The sequence below is a fragment of the Urechidicola vernalis genome, assembly GCF_031846385.1.
Lineage (GTDB): Bacteria > Bacteroidota > Bacteroidia > Flavobacteriales > Flavobacteriaceae > Urechidicola > Urechidicola vernalis.
On sequence record NZ_JAVRHV010000001.1, the window covers coordinates 936348 to 953151 of the forward strand.

Consider the following 16804-nt stretch of genomic DNA (forward strand, 5'->3'; position numbering starts at 1 on the left):
TTTATTTTTCGATGCAATTCAAAATTGAAATACCTAAGCCCTGCCATGAAAAATGGAATGAGATGTCCACAACCGAAAGAGGAAGGTATTGCGCTTCTTGTAAAAAGGAAGTTTTCGATTTTCGATTTACTACTAAACAGGAGTTAGGCTTACTCGTGAAATCTAATTCCGAAATTTGCGGTAGATTTAACCAAAATCAAATAAATCAAAAACTCAGTATACGTGAAAAACCGAAGTTTGGAAGACTGGCGTTACTTTTAAGTATTCCAACATTTTTGACTTTAAACTCTCCAATATTTTCCCAAAAGAATGAAAATCAAATTGAATTTAATGAAACAAAAAATTCAACTGAAAATTTAATTCTTAACGATTCCATTGTTATCTCAGGTAATATTAAAGGTTTGAATGGACCACTACCAGGTGCCAATATTTCAATCGATAGAATAAAAAAAGGTGCCACGACTGACTGGCATGGAAACTTTGAATTAATATTAAATCGTTCAGAAGTCAAATTAAATGAAATTATAACTGTTTCTTTTATCGGATTTGAGGTAATCAAACAGAAAATTATGTTAAATACTAATCATATAACAATAAATGAAGTAATGACTGATTCCAATTTCTTAATAGGCGAAGTCGTAATTACTTCATATGAAAAACCTTCAATTTTTCGACGAATTGGAAATTTGTTTAAGAAAAAATATGAATGCACTAACGAAAACCATAAACATTAATCATGAAATACATACTATCACTTTTTATTCTAAGTTTTTTAATTTCTTGTCAAAATCAAAAAAATACAATTTCAATTAATTCTGAAAAATTACTTCTTAATTTAAAAGCCATTGCCCACGATTCTACTGAAGGTCGTTTTTTTGGAACTGAAGGCAATAAGAAAACTCAAATTTACTTAGCTAAAGAATTTGAAAAATTAGGTGCTATACCCGCTTTTGAAAATAATTACATACAAGAATATCCTTATACTTTTAAAGGTAAAAGAAGACAACGAATATATCCAATTGCAAACCCAAATGAAGATTTTAGTAATGTGCCAGACACAACTGTTATTGGAGGAAATGTTGCAGCCTATTTAAAAGGTAAAACGGATAAGACAATTGTTATTACAGGTCATTTAGACCACCTAGGTATAAGAAACGATAAAATATATAACGGTGCAGATGATGATGCATCAGGAACTGCCGCATTGCTTGCAATGGTCGAATATTTTAAAAATAAACAAATGAAGCACTCCTTGGTGTTTGCTGCAGTTGATGCAGAAGAAATCGGTTCTTTAGGAGCGGACTATTTATTAAAGAATTTTCCAATGGATACTGCCAAAATAGCCATGAATATAAATATGGATATGATTGCGCATAGCGATTCAACAATTTACGCATCTGGGCTTTATCATTACCCAAAACTAAAAAAACCATTAGACGATCTAAATACACACTTAGTACTTAAATATGGACATGACGATCCGAATAATGATGACTTAGATGATTGGACAAATTCTTCTGATCATAGAATTTTTCATAGAGCAGGTATTCCATTTATTTACTTTGGTGTAGAAGACCATAAAGATTATCATAAGCACACAGACACCTTCGAGACCATAAATCAAGAATTTTATGTTGATGCCGTTGAAATGATTATTCAGGCAATAGAAAATTATGATGCTTTCTTAGACTAAATGATCTTTAGAGTTATTTAAGGCTATTTTACCCGATAAAATATCGAAGTACATTTTAAAATCTGACTTTAAACTCCATAATGGGTACTTAAAAGTTGCTGGTTGATTTTGCTCAAAGAAAAAATGACCAACCCAGGCAAAACCATAACCTGCTAACGGCACCAAAATTAACAATTTAGGTTCTCCGTGATATATTGCAGTTAATGTTAGCGCTAATACTATTGTGGTACCTAGAACATGTAAGAATCTACAAACAGTATTACTGTGCTGCTTTAAATAAAACTTATAAAACTCTTCGTATGATTGGATTCTTTCTTCCATAAAAAATTTCAATTTATCTTTTAGTTATTACAAAGTTAAGTAATAAACAGAACATAAATTTAAGTAATAAAAAAAGCACCAATCTTTCGATTGGTGCTTTTTAATTTATGCTTCACCTGTCGGTCCAAAATTAATTGGAATTGGAGGTTGCTCATAATCTTTAATTTCGCCATGGGCTTTCTCAAACCTTTTAACATTATCAGCTAATGCTTTTGCCAACCTTTTTGCATGTTGTGGAGTTAAGATCATTCTTGACTTCACTTTTGCTTTAGGTGTACCGGGCATTATATTGATAAAATCTACGATAAATTCTGATACAGAATGATTGATAATTGCTAGGTTCGAATACGTTCCTTCAGCAACTTTCTCATCCAATTCAATATTTAATTTACCGTCTTTTTGTGGTTTTTGATCTGCCATGGATTAAAAATTAGAACTTTCCATTTCCTCTTTTGAGCCAACGATAAGTTTATCATATTCTCTTAATCCTGTTCCTGCAGGAATACGCTTACCAACAATTACATTCTCCTTTAATCCTTCTAAAGTATCGATCTTACCATTAACGGCAGCCTCATTTAACACTTTCGTAGTTTCTTGGAACGAAGCAGCAGAAATAAACGATTTCGTTTGTAACGATGCTCTTGTAATTCCCTGTAATATTTGCTCAGCAGTAGCAGGTTGTGCATCACGCGCAACAACTAAAGCCTTGTCTTCTCTCTTTAAAAGTGAATTTTCATCTCTTAAATCACGTGGCGAAATAATTTGCCCTGCTTTTAAGTTTTCAGAATCTCCAGCTTCTTCAACAACTTTCATTCCATAAATCTTATCATTATCAGTAATGAAATCATTTTTATGAACTAAGTCATTTTCTAAGAATAACGTATCTCCAGAATCGATAATCTTAACTTTACGCATCATTTGACGTACGACTACCTCAAAGTGCTTATCGTTAATTTTTACCCCTTGTAAACGGTACACTTCTTGAATCTCATTTACTAAGAATTCTTGAACCGCTGTTGGGCCTAATATACTTAAGATATCCGCTGGAGTCGTTGCACCATCAGATAATGGCATACCTGCTTTCACAAAATCGTTCTCTTGAACTAAAATTTGATTCGACAATTTCACCAAGTATTTCTTGATATCTCCGTATTTAGATTCGATAATAATCTCTCTATTACCTCTCTTAATCTTACCGAAAGAAACCACACCATCAATTGCAGAAACTACTGCTGGGTTAGATGGGTTACGTGCTTCGAATAACTCCGTAACACGTGGTAAACCTCCTGTAATATCTCCTGCTTTACCAGACTTACGAGGGATTTTAACTAACGTTTGACCTGTTTGAATAGCATCACCATCATTTACGATTAAGTGTGCACCTACAGGTAAACTATAAGATCTTAAAACCTCTCCATCTTTACCTTCAATTAAAATTGTTGGTATTACTTTCTTATTCTTAGATTCAGTAATTACTTTTTCTTGGAATCCAGTTTGCTCATCAATCTCTACAGAATAATTTACATCCTTCTCTAAGTTTTCGTAAATAACTTTTCCTGCAAATTCAGAAACAATTACACCGTTAAATGGATCCCACTGACAAATAACATCACCTTTCTTGATTGTCTTTTTATCTTTAATAAAGATAAATGAACCATAAGGAATGTTCTGAGTACTTAGGTTAATTCCAGTTTTCTTATCAGTTATCTTAATTTCTGATGTTCTAGAGATTACAATGTCAACTTCATTACCTTGACCATCATCACCTTTTACAGTTCTTAAGTCTTCAATAGTTATATTACCGTCAAATTTACTTTCTAACTTATTATCTTCAGAAATGTTCCCAGCAACACCACCAACGTGGAACGTTCTTAATGTTAACTGAGTACCAGGTTCTCCAATTGATTGTGCAGCGATAACACCAACAGCCTCACCTTTTTGAACCATTTTTCTTGTTGATAAACTATGTCCGTAACATTTTGCACAGATACCACGTTTAGCCTCACATGTTAATGCTGAACGAACTTCAACAGTATCTATTGGTGATGCCTCAATGCTCTCCGCAATTAACTCGGTAATTTCTTCACCAGCAGAAACATATTTCTCACTAGTTAAAGGATCAACTACATCATGTAAAGAAACACGTCCAACAATACGCTCACTTAATTTTTCAACTACTTCCTCATTTTTCTTTAAAGGAGCAATCTCTAAACCTCTTAACGTACCACAATCAACTTCATTTACAATTACATCTTGCGAAACATCAACCAAACGACGTGTTAAGTAACCCGCATCTGCCGTTTTCAAGGCAGTATCTGCAAGTCCCTTACGCGCACCGTGCGTAGAGATAAAGTATTCAAGAATTGAAAGACCTTCTTTAAAGTTAGAAAGAATCGGATTTTCAATAATTTCACCACCACCTGCAGTAGATTTTTTAGGCTTTGCCATTAATCCACGCATACCAGTTAACTGACGAATTTGCTCTTTAGATCCCCTTGCTCCAGAATCTAACATCATAAATACTGAGTTAAATCCTTGTTGATCTTCACGTAAACGTTTCATAGATAATTCTGTCAAACGGTTGTTTGCAGAACCCCAAATATCAATAACTTGGTTGTAACGTTCCTTGTTTGTAAGCATACCCATGTTATAGTTGTTTCTAATAGAATCAACCTGCTCATTGGCATCAGAAATCATCTTTGTTTTTTCAGCTGGAATAATAATATCACCTAAACTAAATGAAAGACCTCCTTGGAATGCAAATTTGTATCCCATATCTTTAATTTCATCTAAGAAACTTCCAATTGCTGGAATACTAGTTACTTTTAGAATCTCACCAATAATATCTCTTAAAGATTTTTTAGTTAAGACTTCATTAATATATCCTGCTTCTTTAGGAACAACTTCGTTAAATAAAACTCTACCTACAGTAGTTTTGATTAATTTCTTAACCTGCTCACCATTTTCATCTACATCAAACGTTCTAACCGTAATTGATGCATTCAAATCAACGCGCTTTTCATTGAAAGCAATCGTAACCTCTTCTGGCGAATAGAAAGTTAACCCTTCTCCTTTCACTTTAAAGTCTGGAGTAGATAACCTTTCTTTAGTCATATAATATAACCCAAGTACCATATCCTGAGAAGGTACAGTAATTGGTGCACCATTGGCTGGATTCAATACAGAGTGAGATGCTAATAATAACAACTGTGCCTCTAATATTGCTTCTGGTCCCAATGGTAAGTGAACCGCCATTTGATCCCCATCAAAATCGGCATTAAAGGCCGTACATACTAATGGGTGTAATTGAATTGCTTTTCCTTCAATTAATTTTGGCTGGAACGCTTGGATACCTAGACGGTGTAACGTAGGGGCACGATTCAGTAATACTGGGTGTCCTTTCAATACATTCTCTAAGATATCCCAAACAACTGGTTCTCTTTTGTCTATAATTTTCTTTGCCGATTTTACAGTCTTAACAATTCCTCTCTCAATCAATTTACGGATAATGAAAGGCTTGTATAATTCTGCTGCCATTCCTTTTGGCAATCCACATTCGTATAATTTTAATGTTGGTCCAACAACAATTACGGAACGCGCAGAATAATCAACACGCTTACCTAACAAGTTTTGACGGAAACGTCCTTGTTTACCTTTTAATGAATCTGATAAAGATTTTAAAGGTCTGTTAGATTCTGTTTTTACTGCTGATGATTTACGTGTGTTATCAAACAATGAATCTACAGATTCTTGTAACATACGCTTCTCATTTCTAAGAATTACCTCAGGAGCTTTAATTTCAACTAAACGCTTTAAACGATTGTTACGGATAATTACCCTTCTATATAAATCATTTAAATCAGACGTTGCAAAACGACCTCCATCTAGTGGCACTAACGGACGTAATTCTGGTGGAATTACAGGAACCGCCTTCATAATCATCCACTCTGGTTTATTCTCTCTATTTTTATTTGAATCACGGAATGCTTCAACAACATTCAAACGCTTTAAAGCCTCTGTTTTACGTTGTTTAGAAGTTTCTGTGTTTGCTTTATGACGTAATTCATAAGACAACGCATCTAAATCGATACGAGCTAATAAATCAATTAAACATTCAGCACCCATCTTAGCGATGAATTTTTCCGGATCATTATCGTCTAAATATTGATTCTCGATTGGGAAAGATTCCTGAATATCTAAATATTCTTCTTCTGTTAAGAAGTCCATTTTCTGCAATGGTTCTCCTTCAGCATTTTTTGCACCTGCAGGTTGAATTACCACGTAACGTTCGTAGTAAATAATCATATCTAACTTTTTAGATGGCAAACCTAAAAGGTATCCCATTTTGTTAGGTAATGATCTAAAGTACCAAATATGAGCAACAGGGACTACCAAGTTAATGTGTCCAACTCTATCTCTACGTACTTTCTTTTCTGTTACTTCAACACCACAACGATCACAAACGATACCGCGGTAACGAATTCTCTTGTACTTACCACAAGCACATTCGAAATCTTTTATTGGGCCAAAAATTCGCTCACAAAACAATCCATCTCTTTCAGGTTTATGTGTACGGTAATTAATGGTTTCTGGTTTTAACACTTCACCTTTAGAGTCTCCTAAAATTTTCTCAGGTGATGCTAAACCAATTGATATTTTATTGAATTTTTTTACAGTGTATTTATCGTTTCTTTTTGCCATGATAATGGTTTCGAATTTTATGTAAAAATTAAATAAAGTAGTTAGGAGTTTTAAAACTCCTAACTACAAGTTTTTATTATTCCTCTAATCTAACGTCTAAGCCTAAACCTTTCAGTTCGTGCATTAATACGTTAAATGATTCTGGTAAACCTGGTTCAGGCATAGTATCTCCTTTTACGATTGCCTCGTAAGTTTTTGCTCTACCTAAAACATCATCCGATTTAACTGTTAAGATTTCTCTTAAGATACTAGATGCTCCATAAGCCTCTAATGCCCAAACTTCCATCTCTCCAAAACGCTGACCTCCAAATTGCGCTTTACCACCTAATGGTTGCTGCGTAATTAATGAGTATGGTCCAATAGAACGTGCGTGCATTTTATCATCAATCATATGACCTAATTTAATCATATAAATGATACCAACCGTTGCAGGTTGATCAAAACGCTCTCCAGTTCCACCATCATACAAGTAAGTATGACCATATCTTGGTACTCCTGCCTCATCAGTTAATGCATTGATTTCATCAATATTTGCACCGTCAAAAATAGGAGTAGCATACTTGGTATCTAATTTCTCTCCAGCCCATCCAAGAACTGTTTCATAAATCTGCCCAATATTCATACGAGAAGGTACCCCAAGTGGATTTAATACGATATCTACTGGTGTTCCATCTTCTAAGAATGGCATATCCTCTTGACGAACGATACGTGCAACAATACCTTTGTTACCGTGACGACCCGCCATTTTATCACCTACTTTAAGTTTACGCTTTTTAGCAATATAAACCTTCGCTAATTTTACAATTCCTGCAGGTAATTCATCTCCTACAGAGATCGTAAATTTCTCACGACGTAATGATCCTTGAAGATCGTTTAATTTAATTTTATAGTTGTGAATTAATTCAGCAACATGTCCATTTAAGTCCTTATCAGTTGTCCAAGAACCTCTAGTTAAATGTGCATAATCTTCAACAGAGTTTAACATTTTTTGAGTGTATTTCTTACCTTTTGGTAATACTTCTTCACCCAAATCATTTTTCACTCCTTGAGAAGTTTTTCCATTTACCAATGCAAATAACTTATCAACTAATTGAGCTTTCAACTCATCAAACTTCACCGTGAACTCCGCTTCTAAACGAGCGATATCTTCCTTATCTCTAGCTCTCTTTGTCTTATCTTTAACTGCTCTTTTAAACAATTTTTTATCGATAACAACACCGCTTAATGATGGAGATGCCTTTAATGAAGCATCTTTTACATCACCCGCTTTATCACCAAAGATGGCTCTTAATAATTTTTCCTCTGGTGTTGGATCAGACTCACCTTTTGGTGTAATCTTACCAATTAAAATATCTCCAGGATTTACCTCCGCTCCGATTCGAATCATTCCATTCTCGTCTAAGTCTTTGGTTGCCTCCTCAGAAACGTTTGGAATATCGTTTGTCAATTCCTCTGCTCCTAATTTTGTATCTCTCACATCTAATGAATACTCATCAATATGAATAGATGTAAAGATATCTTCTTTTACTACTTTTTCAGAAATTACAATCGCATCCTCAAAGTTATACCCTTTCCAAGGCATAAAGGCCACTTTCATATTTCTACCTAAGGCTAATTCACCTTTTTGAGTAGCATATCCTTCACAAAGAACTTGTCCTTCTTCAACTCTATCACCTTTCTTAACAATTGGCTTTAAGTTAATTGATGTTCCTTGATTCGTCTTTCTAAACTTAATAAGTTTGTATGTTTTCTCATCCACATCAAAACTTACTTTACGCTCTTCATCAGTTCTATCATATTTGATAGTAATGATTTGAGAATCTACATATTCTACAACCCCTGCTCCTTCAGCATTGATTAAGATACGAGAATCTTTTGCAACTCTACGCTCTAAACCAGTACCTACAATTGGAGACTCTGGACGTAATAATGGAACTGCTTGACGCATCATGTTCGATCCCATCAATGCACGGTTCGCATCATCATGCTCCAAGAATGGAATTAGCGATGCAGATATAGATGCAATTTGGTTTGGTGCAACATCCATAAAGTTCACCTCAGTTGGCTCAACTACTGGATAATCCGCCTCAACACGCGTAATTACTCTATCAGCTTCAAATTTACCTTCAGCATCTAAAGGTAAGTTTGACTGGGCAAACTTCATTCCTTCTTCTTCCTCTGCTGATAAATAGATTGGTTCATCTGTAGTATTTACAACTCCATCTTCAACCTTTCTATAAGCCGTCTCAATAAATCCTAAGTTATTTACTTTAGCAAATACAGCTAAAGAAGAAATCAAACCAATGTTTGGTCCCTCAGGAGTTTCAATTGGACATAAACGACCATAATGAGTATAGTGAACATCACGAACCTCGAATCCTGCTCTTTCTCTAGATAAACCTCCAGGTCCTAATGCTGATAAACGACGTTTGTGTGTAATCTCTGCCAATGGATTTGTTTGATCCATAAACTGAGATAATTGGTTTGTACCAAAAAATGAATTAATTACAGAAGACAAGGTCTTTGCATTAATCAAATCAATTGGAGTAAACACCTCATTATCACGAACGTTCATACGCTCACGAATAGTACGTGCCATACGAGAAAGTCCTACTCCAAACTGAGAAGCTAATTGTTCACCAACTGTACGTACACGACGGTTAGATAAGTGATCAATATCATCAACTTCAGCTTTAGAGTTCACCAAGTTAATTAAGTTCTTGATGATGGTAATAATGTCTTCTTTTGTTAAAACTTTAATGTCCATATCAACATTAAGTTCTAATTTTTTATTCATTCTAAAACGACCTACTTCACCTAAGTTGTAACGTTGTTCTGAGAAGAATAATTTATCAATAATACCTTTTGCCGTCTCATAATCTGGCGGCTCAGCATTACGTAATTGTCTATAAATATGTTCAACAGCCTCTTTTTCAGAGTTTGTTGGATCTTTTTGTAACGTATTATGAATAATTGCATAATCAGCCATCTGATTATCCTCTTTATGCAAAAGAATAGTCTTTGAACCTGATTCTACAATTTCGTCTATATGTTCTTTTTCTAAAATAGTATCACGGTCAAATACAATTTCGTTACGTTCAATAGATACTACCTCTCCAGTATCTTCATCAACGAAATCCTCGAACCATGTTTTTAATATACGCGCAGCTGTTTTACGTCCTAAAACTCTTTTTAAACCGCTTTTAGAAACTTTTACTTCCTCTGCTAAATCAAAAATCTCTAAGATATCTTTATCTCTTTCGAAACCGATAGCACGGAAAAGTGTCGTAACTGGTAATTTTTTCTTTCTATCAATATAAGCATACATTACTTGATTGATATCTGTTGCAAACTCTATCCAAGAACCTTTAAAAGGAATTACCCTTGCTGAATATAATTTAGTTCCGTTTGCGTGGAACGATTGTCCGAAGAATACCCCTGGAGAACGGTGTAATTGAGAAACTACTACACGTTCTGCTCCATTAATAACGAAAGTTCCACTTTCAGTCATATATGGAATGGTTCCTAAATAAACATCTTGTACAATTGTTTCAAAATCCTCATGCTCTGGATCAGTACAATACAATTTAAGACGTGCTTTTAAAGGCACACTATGAGTTAATCCTCTTTCTATACATTCTCTAATGGAATATCTTGGAGGATCTACAAAGTAGTCTAGAAATTCTAAAACGAATTGATTTCTAGTATCAGTGATTGGGAAGTTGTCGGTGAAAGTTTTATATAAACCTTCGGCACTTCTTTCGTCAGCTTTTGTTTTTAATTGAAAGAAATCTTGGAAAGATTTTATCTGAATATCTAAAAAATCTGGATATTCAGTAGTCAATTTTGCTGATGAGAAGTTAATTCTTTCGGTATTAATTTTCGTTGCCAATGGACACATTTTTTAATTAAAAGTCAGTTAAAAATATAAGAACGAATATATACGCAAAATGGTTTAGGTCTATTTGGTTACCCAAAGACCTAAACCTTTATTTGTGTAAAAAGGAGATGCTTACTTAAGCTCTACCTCAGCTCCAGCCTCTTCTAAAGATTTTACAAGACCTTCAGCCTCGTCTTTAGAGATACCTTCTTTGATTGGCGCTGGTGCGCTATCAACAATTCCTTTAGCTTCTTTCAATCCTAAACCAGTTAATTCTTTAACTAATTTTACAACTGCTAATTTAGAAGCTCCTGCTGCTTTTAAGATAACATCGAATTCAGTTTGCTCATCTGCTGCATCTGCTCCACCTGCTGCTGGACCTGCTACTGCTACTGCAGCTGCTGCTGGCTCAATTCCATATTCATCTTTTAAAATAGCTGCTAATTCATTAACTTCTTTTACTGTTAAGTTAACTAATTGTTCTGCGAAATCTTTTAATTCTGCCATTTTCTTTTGTTTTAAAAATTTGTATTTAGTATTATATTTAGTGCTTATTCTTTTTCTGATAATGTCTTAACAATTCCAGACAATGTCGTTCCTCCTGATTTTAATGCAGAAATAACATTCTTCGCTGGTGATTGTAAGATTCCAATAATTTCTCCAATTACCTCTTCTTTAGACTTAATGCTTACAAGTGCATCTAATTGGTCATCTCCAACATAGATTGCTTCTTCAACATACGCTCCTTTTAAGATAGGTTTGTCAGAATTCTTACGGAACTCTTTAATTACTTTAGCCGGTGCATTACCAACTTCAGCAATCATAATAGATGTATTACCTTTTAATGTTTCAGGTAATTCACCAAATTCTTTATCAGATTTTTCCATCGCTTTTGACAGCAATGTATTTTTAACAACTGCTAATTTTACATCTGCTTTAAAACAAGCGCGACGTAAGTTAGAAGTACTCAATGCATCCAATCCTGAAATATCAGCCAAATAAATGATATTTCCATCAGCTAATTGAGTTGTTAAATCTTCTATTACTTGTGATTTTTCTTCTCTTGTCATAATATAAAATTTACGAAACTGATTTAATATCAATAGCAACTGAAGGGCTCATAGTAGAAGACATGTAAATGCTCTTAATATAAGTTCCTTTTGATGCTGTTGGCTTCAATTTAATAATCGTTTGAATTAACTCATTTGCATTTTCTGCAAGTTTATCAGTGTCGAAAGATGATTTTCCAATCGCAGCATGTACAATTCCAGTTTTATCAACTTTAAAGTCAATCTTACCAGCCTTTACATCTTTAACCGCTTTTGCAACATCCATTGTTACTGTACCAGTCTTTGGGTTAGGCATTAATCCTCTCGGTCCTAAAACACGTCCTAAAGGTCCTAATTTACCCATTACACTTGGCATAGTGATAATTACGTCAACATCTGTCCAACCTCCTTTAATCTTTTGAAGGTACTCATCTAAACCAACATAATCAGCCCCTGCTTCTTTAGCATCTGCTTCTTTATCTGGTGTTACCAATGCCAATACTTTTACATCTTTTCCAGTTCCGTGAGGTAATGTTACAACCCCTCTAACCATTTGATTAGCTTTACGTGGATCTACACCCAAACGAATTGCTAAATCAACCGATGCGTCAAATTTCACATTCGTAATTTCTTTAATCAATGCAGATGCATCACTCACGTTTAACGATTGTGATCTATCCACTTTAGCTACAGCCTCTTTTTGATTTTTAGTTAATTTTGCCATTTCTTAAAAATTTTTAAAGTTTAACTGGAGCTGTTCCTTTCACCTTGATACCCATAGATCTAGCAGTACCTGCCATCATTAGCATAGCTGATTCAACAGTAAATGCATTCAAATCAGGCATTTTGTCTTCTGCTATAACTTTTAATTGATCCCAAGTAACGGTAGCTACTTTGTTTCTATTTGGTTCTCCTGAACCTTTTTTAATCTTTGCTGCTTCTAAAATTTGCACTGCAGCTGGTGGAGTTTTCACAACAAAATCAAAAGACTTGTCTTTATACACAGTAATTGCTACTGGTAAAACTTTCCCTTGTTTGTCTTGAGTTCTAGCATTAAATTGCTTACAGAACTCCATAATGTTAACTCCGGCAGCACCTAAAGCTGGTCCAACTGGTGGTGAAGGGTTTGCAGCTCCTCCACGCACTTGTAATTTTACAACCTTGCTTATTTCTTTTGCCATCTTTTAACTTAATTAGGTTAGATATTTCAATTTTGTTGGAAGCTAAAACGAAATATCAATAAATATTAATGTAACAATTATGAAATTTTTTCTACTTGCATGTAACTTAGTTCCAATGGTGTTTTTCTTCCGAAAATCTTTACCATTACTTCTAATTTCCTCTTCTCTTCATTTATCTTCTCGATAGAACCGTCGAATCCATTAAAAGGACCATCAACAACTTTTACCGTTTCACCAACCATATAAGGAATCGCTACATTTTCATTTTGAATCGCTAGTTCATCAACTTTACCTAGCATTCTATTTACTTCAGATCTTCTTAACGGCACAGGATCTCCTCCTTTAACTTCACCTAAAAATCCAATTACTCCTGGAACCGCCTTCACAATATGAGGAATCTCTCCACTCAAATTTGCTTGAATCATGATGTAACCAGGAAAATAAACTCTTTCTTTGTTTATTTTCTTTCCATCACGCACTTGAATAACCTTTTCTGTTGGAACAAGAACTTGATCGATGTAATCACCAATATTCAAACGAGTGATTTCATTTTCGATATAGTTTTTAACTTTATTTTCTTGCCCACCAATAGCTCTCACTACATACCATTTCTTAACAGAATCAGCCATAACAATTTATCGAATTAAAATAGTTTAAAATACTCGCCAAGAACCGATTGAAATGCTTTATCTACTACAAACACAGCCAATGCAAAAATTATAGTAAAAATCGCAACTACTACTGTTGACTTTTGAGCTTCCGAAAATGGAATCCAAGTCATTTTTGTACTTAACTCTTCATAAGAGTCTTTAATATATTTAATAAATTTCATATTCGTATTCTATATTTTGCACGGGCGGAGAGGCTCGAACTCCCGACACCTGGTTTTGGAGACCAGTGCTCTACCAACTGAGCTACACCCGTAAATGGAAGCTGCTTTCTCTAAATTAGAGAAGCAGCTTTCATAACTTTTAATAGGGTGTGGTTAATTAAAGAATTTCTGTAACCTGACCAGCACCTACTGTTCTTCCACCTTCACGTATTGCAAAACGTAAACCTATGTTCATTGCAATTGGTTGGTGTAATTCAACAGTTATCGTTAAGTTATCACCTGGCATTACCATTTCAACTCCATCAGGCAAGTTAATAGTACCTGTTACATCTGTAGTTCTTACGTAGAACTGTGGACGGTAGTTGTTATGGAATGGTGTGTGACGACCACCTTCTTCTTTCTTAAGTACGTATACCTCAGCTTTAAATTTAGCATGTGGAGTTACAGAACCTGGCTTACAGATTACCATTCCTCTTTTGATATCAGACTTTTCAATTCCTCTTAATAAGATACCTACGTTATCTCCTGCTTCACCTCTATCAAGGATCTTACGGAACATTTCAACACCTGTAATAGTAGAAGCCAATTTCTCAGCACCCATACCAATGATATCTACTGCGTCTCCTGTATTAGCAACTCCTGTTTCGATACGACCTGTAGCAACAGTTCCACGACCAGTAATAGTAAATACGTCCTCGATTGGCATTAAGAAATCTTTATCAACTTCACGAGTTGGTAATTCAATCCAAGAATCAACAGCATCCATTAATTCCATAATAGTATCAACCCACTTTGGCTCAGCATTCAATCCACCTAATGCAGATCCAGCAATTACCGGTGTGTTATCACCATCATACTCATAGAAGTCTAATAATTCTCTAACTTCCATTTCAACCAATTCTAATAATTCCTCATCATCAACCATATCCACTTTGTTCATGAATACAACCATTCTAGGAATACCTACTTGGCGACCTAATAAGATGTGCTCTCTAGTTTGTGGCATTGGACCATCAGTAGCAGCAACAACTAAAATAGCACCGTCCATTTGAGCAGCACCAGTTACCATGTTCTTTACGTAATCGGCGTGACCTGGACAGTCAACGTGTGCGTAGTGACGAGTAGCAGTTTGATACTCTACGTGAGAAGTGTTAATAGTAATACCTCTTTCTTTTTCTTCTGGAGCGTTATCAATCTGATCGAAATCTCTTACTTCAGAAAGTCCTTTATCAGCTAATACCTTAGTAATCGCTGCAGTTAAAGTAGTTTTACCGTGATCTACGTGTCCAATAGTACCTATATTAAGGTGTGATTTGGAGCGGTCAAAATGTTCTTTTGCCATGATTATTAATTTTTAATTCTTAGTTATATATATAATTTAGTGTTCAAACTTTACATATTTGAGCCAATGACGGGAATTGAACCCGTGACCTCTTCCTTACCAAGGAAACGCTCTACCTCTGAGCTACACCGGCTAAAAAATTTGAGCGAAAGACCGGGTTCGAACCGGCGACATTCAGCTTGGAAGGCTGACGCTCTACCAACTGAGCTACTTTCGCTTTTTTTTATCCAATCCTCCAAAGGATTCTGACTAAAATATTGTGGTGAGAGAAGGATTCGAACCTTCGAAGCTTGCGCAGCAGATTTACAGTCTGCCCTCGTTGGCCACTTGAGTATCTCACCATTATTTTCAAAGAACAAAATTGAATACAATATTCAATTTCTTTTCAAAAAAATTAAGCCCTTTTTGTGGAGCTTAATCTCTAATTTTAGAGCCGATGGAGGGACTCGAACCCACGACCTGCTGATTACAAATCAGCTGCTCTAGCCAGCTGAGCTACATCGGCTTTTTCTGCTAAAAAAACAGCCCGCTATTTCTAACGGACTGCAAAGGTATAAAGTTTTCTTTTTTACGCAAAACTTTTTTCGTTTTTTTTTACTTTTTTTACACGTGATGTGCACGTTGTTTTTCTTTACGCTTGTTTAACTGCCTTTTAAGGGTATCTGTACATAAAGAAATTCCTTCTTCAAATGTTTTACAAACCTTTTTTACGATTATATCGTCACCTGGCACATTAATTTTAACATCTACTGTTTTATTTTCTTTTTCACTTGTTTGCTGTACTTTTAAAAACACTTCTGCATCTACAATTCTATCATAATACTTTTCTAATGTTGAAACCTTCTTCTCTACAAATTCTACCAAATCTTTGTCAGCATTAAAATTTACTGACTGAACAAATACCTTCATAAATAATCATTTTTTTGCGCTCCTAGGATGAGCTCGGTTATACACTTCTTTTAACGTACCCAAACTACTATGGGTATATACCTGTGTTGAAGCTAAACTAGAGTGCCCCAACAGTTCTTTCACTGAATTTAAATCTGCACCCTCATTTAACAAATGAGTTGCAAAAGAATGCCGAAGAACGTGAGGGCTTTTTTTAACCTTCGTTGACACCGTACTAAAATACTCATTTATTATTCTATAAACAAGTGTGGGATACAATTTATTTTGTTTATCTGTAAAAAAAAGATAGTCAATTGGAGGGTTCAATTCCGACCTTATCAATATATATTCTTGCAGAGAGTTTTGAACAGATTTTAATAAAGGAATAAATCGTTCTTTATTTCTCTTACCCAATACTTTTAAATTGCCATTTGACAAATCCACATCACTTAATTTAATCTGAATCAATTCGTTTCTTCGCATTCCTGTTGAATATAGTAACTCAACAATTAATCGATCACGAACAGACTTGTAATCATTTCCCGAATTCAACAAGGCAATAACTTCTTTGATTTCCTTCTCAGAAAACGGAACCTGCACTCTTTTAGCAACTTTTAGAGCTTGATGTTTTGCAATCGGGTTTTCTTTAACCTGTTGAATCTTTTGTAAAAACTTATAAAAGGATTTTAGGCTACTTACCTTCCTATTAATAGACCTGTTCGAAACGCCTGAATCCACAAGACTCACAATCCAAGATCTTACTTGGGAGTAGTTTACTTCAACAATGTTTAAATTATCAAACTCTTTATTGCAAAATTGCTGAAAGGAAGATAAATCGTTTTTATAGGCGGTTATAGTGTGTGTCGAATATTTTTTTTCGAATGATAAATATTCTAAAAACGATTTTATAGGCATAA

At 34.7% G+C, this 16804-nt stretch carries 15 protein-coding genes and 5 tRNA genes; 2 read left to right on the top strand and 18 right to left on the bottom strand.

The window, feature by feature from the left end; all coding sequences use genetic code 11:
• The first annotated feature begins 11 nt into the window (after nt 1–11).
• Together RM519_RS04180 and RM519_RS04185 are read left to right on the top strand one after the other, a co-directional pair.
• Complete coding sequence (locus RM519_RS04180; protein WP_311592303.1) at nt 12–734, top strand: carboxypeptidase-like regulatory domain-containing protein; 723 nt, start codon at nt 12–14, stop codon at nt 732–734.
• 2 nt (nt 735–736) lie between these two features.
• Nucleotides 737–1693 (top strand): M20/M25/M40 family metallo-hydrolase, encoded by a 957-nt coding sequence (locus RM519_RS04185; RefSeq protein WP_311592304.1) that lies wholly within the window; start codon nt 737–739, stop codon nt 1691–1693.
• Here the strand turns inward: RM519_RS04185 and RM519_RS04190 are convergent.
• From RM519_RS04190 to RM519_RS04275, 18 genes are all read right to left on the bottom strand, one after another.
• On the bottom strand, nt 1685–2014 hold the full coding sequence (locus tag RM519_RS04190) for an Mpo1-like protein (protein WP_311592305.1): 330 nt from the start codon (nt 2012–2014) through the stop codon (nt 1685–1687). The genes RM519_RS04185 and RM519_RS04190 overlap by 9 nt on opposite strands.
• A gap of 105 nt (nt 2015–2119) precedes the next feature.
• Nucleotides 2120–2434: a DUF3467 domain-containing protein gene (locus RM519_RS04195; RefSeq protein ID WP_311592306.1), complete on the bottom strand. Its 315-nt coding sequence runs from the start codon at nt 2432–2434 to the stop codon at nt 2120–2122.
• 3 nt (nt 2435–2437) lie between these two features.
• On the bottom strand, nt 2438–6715 hold the full coding sequence (rpoC, locus tag RM519_RS04200; RefSeq protein ID WP_311592307.1) for a DNA-directed RNA polymerase subunit beta': 4278 nt from the start codon (nt 6713–6715) through the stop codon (nt 2438–2440).
• A gap of 76 nt (nt 6716–6791) precedes the next feature.
• Entirely contained in the window at nt 6792–10607 is a 3816-nt protein-coding gene (rpoB, locus tag RM519_RS04205) for a DNA-directed RNA polymerase subunit beta (protein WP_311592308.1), read from the bottom strand.
• 120 nt (nt 10608–10727) lie between these two features.
• On the bottom strand, nt 10728–11102 hold the full coding sequence (gene rplL / locus RM519_RS04210; RefSeq protein ID WP_311592309.1) for a 50S ribosomal protein L7/L12: 375 nt from the start codon (nt 11100–11102) through the stop codon (nt 10728–10730).
• Between the two features lie 44 nt (nt 11103–11146).
• Nucleotides 11147–11665, bottom strand: a complete 519-nt coding sequence (gene rplJ, locus RM519_RS04215; protein ID WP_311592310.1) for a 50S ribosomal protein L10 — start codon at nt 11663–11665, stop codon at nt 11147–11149.
• Nucleotides 11666–11675: 10 nt separating this feature from the next.
• Nucleotides 11676–12368, bottom strand: coding sequence for a 50S ribosomal protein L1 (rplA, locus tag RM519_RS04220; protein WP_311592311.1), 693 nt, complete (start codon nt 12366–12368; stop codon nt 11676–11678).
• A gap of 13 nt (nt 12369–12381) precedes the next feature.
• Complete coding sequence (gene rplK / locus RM519_RS04225; RefSeq protein WP_311592312.1) at nt 12382–12825, bottom strand: 50S ribosomal protein L11; 444 nt, start codon at nt 12823–12825, stop codon at nt 12382–12384.
• 77 nt (nt 12826–12902) lie between these two features.
• Nucleotides 12903–13454, bottom strand: coding sequence for a transcription termination/antitermination protein NusG (gene nusG / locus RM519_RS04230; RefSeq protein WP_311592313.1), 552 nt, complete (start codon nt 13452–13454; stop codon nt 12903–12905).
• Between the two features lie 14 nt (nt 13455–13468).
• Entirely contained in the window at nt 13469–13657 is a 189-nt protein-coding gene (gene secE, locus RM519_RS04235; protein WP_311592314.1) for a preprotein translocase subunit SecE, read from the bottom strand.
• 19 nt (nt 13658–13676) lie between these two features.
• A tRNA-Trp gene (locus RM519_RS04240) sits at nt 13677–13749 on the bottom strand.
• Between the two features lie 65 nt (nt 13750–13814).
• The gene (gene tuf / locus RM519_RS04245; RefSeq protein WP_311592315.1) at nt 13815–14999 is read right to left on the bottom strand and encodes an elongation factor Tu; all 1185 of its coding nucleotides are present in this window, start codon (nt 14997–14999) and stop codon (nt 13815–13817) included.
• A gap of 61 nt (nt 15000–15060) precedes the next feature.
• Nucleotides 15061–15132, bottom strand: a tRNA-Thr gene (locus tag RM519_RS04250).
• A gap of 11 nt (nt 15133–15143) precedes the next feature.
• Nucleotides 15144–15216: transfer RNA gene (locus tag RM519_RS04255), tRNA-Gly, on the bottom strand.
• A gap of 43 nt (nt 15217–15259) precedes the next feature.
• A tRNA-Tyr gene (locus tag RM519_RS04260) sits at nt 15260–15340 on the bottom strand.
• Nucleotides 15341–15430: 90 nt separating this feature from the next.
• Nucleotides 15431–15504, bottom strand: a tRNA-Thr gene (locus tag RM519_RS04265).
• Between the two features lie 98 nt (nt 15505–15602).
• Nucleotides 15603–15908 carry a ribosome hibernation-promoting factor, HPF/YfiA family gene (gene hpf / locus RM519_RS04270; RefSeq protein WP_311592316.1) on the bottom strand — a complete coding sequence of 102 codons (306 nt, stop codon included), beginning with the start codon at nt 15906–15908 and terminating at the stop codon, nt 15603–15605.
• Nucleotides 15909–15914: 6 nt separating this feature from the next.
• Nucleotides 15915–16802, bottom strand: coding sequence for a tyrosine-type recombinase/integrase (locus RM519_RS04275; protein ID WP_311592317.1), 888 nt, complete (start codon nt 16800–16802; stop codon nt 15915–15917).
• Nucleotides 16803–16804 lie beyond the last annotated feature (2 nt).